Source organism: Priestia sp. P5_B4 (genome assembly GCF_056400385.1).
This window is the reverse complement of the sequence record NZ_JBFULJ010000436.1, coordinates 1-3,171: the sequence shown is the minus strand read 5'-3', so window position 1 is coordinate 3,171 and position 3,171 is coordinate 1. Positions and strand designations below refer to the sequence as shown.

Here is a 3,171-nt window from a genome sequence, read left to right as displayed (position 1 = left end):
GATACCTGTTATTATACTTGGGATTGTCGTTTTAGTTGCCGTATTACAAAATGATGGTCTTCTTAATTGGATTTAGGCATGCAATAAAAAGAAACTGCATATAGTGTAATTCAAATCGCTTGTACACAGTAGAGGGAAAGAGGGAGATACATGCCAAGAGTAACCGTTTTAGGATACGGAAGTTTTGAAGTGGCAAAAGGAAAAAAGCTTGTCTTGGCACTCGAAGACAACGGTATAAATATTCTTCATCGATGCGGCGGGAAAGCTAAATGTACGACTTGCAGGGTAGAAGTGCTTGAAGGTGAATATTGTGATTTAACACACGCAGAGAAAAATGCATACTCAGAAAGTTCAATTGAAGATCACTTGCGCTTATCATGTCAAATTCGTGTAAATGAAGATATCACCGTTCGGCCCATATTAACGGTAGAGAACTCAGGACGAGAAGCAGGACCTCGACCCGCAGAGTAGGCCTGGAATCGCAAAAAGCAGCGTGTGGAATGTTCAGCATGCTGCTTTTTTCATTTTTATTAAAAAATAACAAGAACAGCTGCGGGGAGAAAAAGCTGTTCTTGTTAAAGTAAAGTACCTACGGAATGATTCCTTTAAATTTTAGCATTCTGTAAGGGAAATAGTAAATCACTCAAAAGAGTGATTGTGAAGGCTTTTTTCGAACCGTTATTTGTAAATAGGTTTAATTGGATGCTTCAATCACATCTCCATTTTTGTAAATATGATACCACCCTATGGTACCTGATCCGCCTTGATCCATCCAGTCTTTGTTTTTTGCTACGAATCTGTAGTAAGCTTTATCGTTGTTATCTTTCCGTAAGCGGTCGTCTGTACTGAAGACAATGTTGTCACCGAGTTCTTTTTTACCGAATGTAATAGCTGTGCTGACAGGAAATTGCTTTCTTTCTACCTTGTTCTCATCTAAAGCTGCCCATGTTAAGGGGCCAACAATACCATCTGGAGACAAGCTGTGATCGGTTTGAAATTCTTTTACTGCATTTTGTGTTTGCGTACCAAAAATTCCATCAACTGATGTGTTATACTTCACATCTTTTAAGCTTTGCTGTAAGTCCTTTACGTAGCTAGAGTGAGAACCTTTACGAAGCGTAGGCCTTGTTTCTGCTTTAGTTTCAATTTTTTGTGAGTAGGTATCTTTAGCAGCTGCTTCAGTAGTTGGAGTGCTGAATGCTACGCATGTTGTTACAAGGGTGAGAGTAGAAAGCATGACAAGTGTTTTTTTCGTTAACATGAAATAACCTCCTTGTTATAAAGTCAATTTATTATAGCGCAGACAGTTTTCTATTTGTTTTTATATTCCTATGATTATATAAAATAGTCATAAAAAACTAGTGAAGTAGATAAATCGTTCTATGTTTTCACTATAATTTCACTTTTCTCTGATACAGTACGGAATGAAAAATAGCAGGTGGAGTGTCTTGCATGATCATAGTGTGTTTTGCTGTATAGCACCCATAATAAATAAACGAATGAAGAGACTGCAAAGTGTCTTAGATCTCTTTGCAGTCTCTTCATGTTCAAGAGCTCTGCGTTCAAATAATAACTAGAAAGGAATTATGTGATGTCACCTCTGTATTCCCAGCATATAAGGAATCTTTTTTCGAAGCAAAAGTTTAATAAATTATCGCGTAAACAAATCTTTCTCTATATACTAGGAATTTGCTGTTTGTGTATAGCGCTAATAGTAACAAACCGCAATTATTCGCTTTATAAAAAACCGATAGCGGAGGTAGTGAAGACGAATGTTGTAGAACAAAATAAATCTACTGATTTAAATCACAACAAAGATACCGTATATTCTCAAAAAATTGTTGCTAAAATCATGAACGGAAAATACAAAGGGAAGCTTATTCATTTAGAGAATACGTACTCATACTCAGGTGCTTATGATCAAAAGTACACTGTCGGAACAGATCTTTTTGTCTCCTTAGAAAAGAATTCACAGCATGCTTTAAGTGGCACGATTGAAGGAGTGAAGCGGGACACGCAGGTTACCGCTGTCGCGGGTTTATTTATATTAATTTTGCTGGCGATTGGAAAAAAACAAGGTTTTTATTCAATCATTAGCTTATTTATTAATATTGTACTTTTAATCGGGGCTCTCAATGTATATTTAGCACTAGGGAATGTGAGCTTGCTAGCTGTATGTATTGTTGCGGTCGTTCTTTTTACAGTTATTTCTTTATTATTAGTAAGCGGTAATCAAGAAAAAATGCATGTAGCAATTATTTCAACTTTAATAGGTACGTTTGTTTCTCTATTAATTGCGTACATCGTCATGCAGCTAACAGATTCGAACGGTCTTCATTATGAAGGAATGGAGTTTGTGACGATTCCTCCTCAAAAAATATTTATGAGTGAGGTACTAATAGGATCATTAGGAGCTGTGATGGATGTAGCTATTACGATTACTTCTTCTGTTTATGAACTATATGAAAAGAATAAAGAGATAGCGCACAAAGACTTACTGAAATCGGGCAAGGAAATTGGCGGAGACATTATGGGAGCCATGACGAATATTTTATTTTTTTCATATATAAGTGGAACAATTCCAATGGTCCTTCTTTATTTAAAAAACGGTTCTCCTTTAGGATACACGTTTTCAATGAATTTCTCGTTAGAGTTAATCCGTGCTCTTACTGGCAGCATTGGCATTGTGCTAACGATTCCAATTACACTCTATCTTTCGATTCTTTTTATTTTTAGGAAGGGGAACAGAAAGTGAACGTTTTACTGTTGCTTGCTCTTATTTTATTTATTTTGATGAGTATGGTGGGCGGAAAAAAAGGAATTAGATCTTTCCTTGCTTTGTTTTTGAATTTTGGCGTTATTTTTCTAACCATTCTCTTTATGCTGTCTATAAAAAATACGATTATTGTTACGTTGATCGCTTGTACAATCATTAGCTGTATTAATTTATTTTATATTAATAAATTCAATCATAAAACGCTTGCTGCGTTTGTTTCAACGATTATTACCTTAGCCGTTTTAGTACTCTTTATTTTTATCATTGAACATCATGCCATGATTCAAGGGTTTGGAGAAGAACAAGAAGAAGAAATTAACGCTTTTTCACTTTACGTTGGAATTGACTTTGCTAAAATAGCCATTTGTACAATTATTATGGGAGCCATAGGAGCG

4 protein-coding genes are annotated in these 3,171 nt (G+C 35.6%); 3 read left to right on the top strand and 1 reads right to left on the bottom strand.

Annotation, left to right across the window (positions count from 1 at the left end; translation table 11 throughout):
• The first annotated feature begins 150 nt into the window (after positions 1-150).
• On the top strand, positions 151-471 hold the full coding sequence (locus AC1DRF_RS20865) for a 2Fe-2S iron-sulfur cluster-binding protein (RefSeq protein ID WP_013082802.1): 321 nt from the start codon (positions 151-153) through the stop codon (positions 469-471).
• A 223-nt stretch (positions 472-694) separates the two neighbouring features.
• Here AC1DRF_RS20865 and AC1DRF_RS20860 read toward each other — a convergent pair whose 3' ends face one another.
• A complete protein-coding gene (locus tag AC1DRF_RS20860) occupies positions 695-1,261 on the bottom strand; it encodes a peptidoglycan-binding domain-containing protein (RefSeq protein WP_162214079.1) in 567 nt (188 codons plus the stop codon).
• Between the two features lie 501 nt (positions 1,262-1,762).
• Between AC1DRF_RS20860 and AC1DRF_RS20855 the strand changes: the two genes are divergently transcribed.
• Positions 1,763-2,755 carry a YibE/F family protein gene (locus AC1DRF_RS20855; RefSeq protein WP_477741586.1) on the top strand — a complete coding sequence of 331 codons (993 nt, stop codon included), beginning with the start codon at positions 1,763-1,765 and terminating at the stop codon, positions 2,753-2,755.
• The coding region (locus AC1DRF_RS20850; RefSeq protein WP_477741585.1) for a YibE/F family protein at positions 2,752-3,171 on the top strand (420 nt) is incomplete at its 3' end. The genes AC1DRF_RS20855 and AC1DRF_RS20850, both read left to right, overlap by 4 nt.